General features: G+C 53.2%; 2 protein-coding genes. Both read right to left on the bottom strand.

Annotation, left to right across the window (positions count from 1 at the left end):
• The coding region (locus JQN68_RS13220) for a hypothetical protein (protein WP_249621239.1) at positions 1-445 on the bottom strand (445 nt) is incomplete at its 3' end.
• A gap of 161 nt (positions 446-606) precedes the next feature.
• On the bottom strand, positions 607-1776 hold the full coding sequence (locus JQN68_RS13215) for a helix-turn-helix domain-containing protein (protein WP_225073892.1): 1170 nt from the start codon (positions 1774-1776) through the stop codon (positions 607-609).
• Between the last annotated feature and the right edge of the window lie 422 nt (positions 1777-2198).

Here is a 2198-nt window from a genome sequence, read left to right as displayed (position 1 = left end):
ACCGGTTCCAGTTGATGCTCTGTGGTTTCGGTTTTTGGTCGTCGGCACCTTCCCGAATTCGATAGCCATCCACTTTTTTGCTACTGCCGCTGTGGGCGTCGACAAATAGCTCTCGGCCTGAACCGGGTGAGATCTTGTAGACCAGCCGGCCCTGGCTTTCCATTAGCTCGATTTTCTCGATAGTGACAATGCCCCATTCGCGCCGGGCCATGACCAGGGCCTGCTCCAGGGTGACGGGCAGTTGTGTGACCGCGGTGTCCGTAGCCAGCAGGCCTTGCAACGGGGGTTTGGCCGCCCCCGGTGAGAACAGATCCCGGTGGTTGAGCCAGATGCCGGTCAGGCTCAGCACAATCGTCAGCGGTACCGCCGCCAATCCAAGCCAGATGTGCCAGGTACGCGAGAGGGAAAAAAGCCGCAGGTGCAGTGTGTCCTTGGATGTGCGCATCGCTTGCCGTCCTCTTAGGGTTTGACCTCCAAGCCGAACAACCAACTCCCTTCATATCGACTGCGCTTGGTGTCTTTGATAATTTGTGCTTTTGGTAACTGTTGAGTGCCACGACATCGTGGACGGATTTTCGTGCCACAACATCGTGGACACCCAATGGATTAACGTAGTCGGTAATCGAACTCATCGACCTGGGTTTTTTCCAGGAAGATTTTCAGTTTCTGCTCTTTGACATCGATGGTAGCCACCACATATTCGTAAGCCAGATTTGGCGCCAAGGGGAAGACCTCCCCGCAGATTTTGAGGCGCAGGTCACTGCGGATAAGGCGCACCAGATGGTAACGTCCGGCCTCGGGCTTCTTCTGGAAATGGCGTGGAATTTCCTCCTTTTGAGGGAACCGCAACTTGGTCTTCGCCGCGGCAAGTGCCCTCAGGGGAGTATTCCCTTTTAGCTTGCGGTAGCGATATCGGCTGTTGTGCCGCTGCTCAAAAGCCAGGGTCTCCCTCTTGAGGTCTTCCACTGTCGTCATACCGACCTTGGCAAGGAATTTCTGCTGGTAGTGATGATTGAACTTCTCAACCACGCCGTTGCGCCAAGGTTCGGATAAGGGAATGAACCAGGGTTCGACCCCCATGTGTAAACAGAGCTTGATAAGCGGACCCATACCACGCGGATATCTTAAGCTGCCAAAGAAGTACATGGCATTGTCGATTTGGATCCGCTCAGGGATTCCCAGGCGCTTCCAGATCTCCCAGAAACCGCCAAGGATATCCTGCCCACTTTTGGTCTCTGAGGGATGCAGACCACAGCGAGTGGTAGCCAGATCGATGGCGTTGAGCCCGTAGAATCGTAGAGGTCCTTTCAAATAACAGGGGCCGACCAGGTCAGCCTGATGCGTTTGGTTGGGCAACGCTGACGGCAGTGTGGGATAAGGCGTTCCTTTCGGCTCATACTTGCCGGTTCTGCGATGGGTCAGTCCGTTGCGACTGAGAATGCGGTTGATGGTTCTCTCTGAAGGCAGCGGCCGGACACCAAGGTCTTCAAGCTCCCATAGAATGGCTTGGGCGCCACAGAACTGGTCCTTGTTGTAAAGGTTGAGACGTGTCATTTTCACGATTTCCTCAACCTCCTTCGACGTCCGAGAAGCAACCGTAAGTGGTTGCCGGGAAAGGCTTTCGCTCCATGAACCATCATCGTCGGCAAAGCGTTCATTCCATTTGTACAGCCATGACTTCGAACGCCCGAGGGAAGCGCAGATCGATTCCGGCTTCTCGCCATCGCGGAGCCGCCGTACCGCCAAGATCCGTTCCTGCTGAATGTCATCCTTCATGAACACCTCCAAAAGATAAAATAGGTGCTCAGCAGGATGACAGAGGTGGCTATTCGATTGTCAGAGAACGTTTGTCCACGATGTTGTGGCACATTTTTTAGTCCACGATGTCATGGCACCTAACAGGTAACCTGATGCCAGGCTGTACTATTAATCTAGTTCTATGGCTTGCAGGTATGGTTTAGCCTAATCATGATTAAATAAGTTTAGACTCATCTTGGGTCAGGAATCTTGCTATTGTAGGCCTTTAGTCTCTCGTTGTATCGGGTTTTCATATTTGCCAAGTTGTTTCTTTTGGCCAACGAACCGATGCCCTAAAAAAGGGGCCGCAACAATCCGTTGCGGCCCCGCTCTACGACTGTCCCTTTGCCCTGCTCAGTGCCAGCGCACAAAGGGTTCCATGTTGTATTTTTCCTTTTTGG

Origin of the sequence: Desulfuromonas sp. CSMB_57 (assembly GCF_020194955.2) — a bacterium.
Classification (GTDB): Bacteria; Desulfobacterota; Desulfuromonadia; order Desulfuromonadales; family Syntrophotaleaceae; genus JAFCIY02.
Note: the sequence above shows the minus strand (reverse complement) of the source record. Positions and strands in the feature narration are given on the sequence as shown.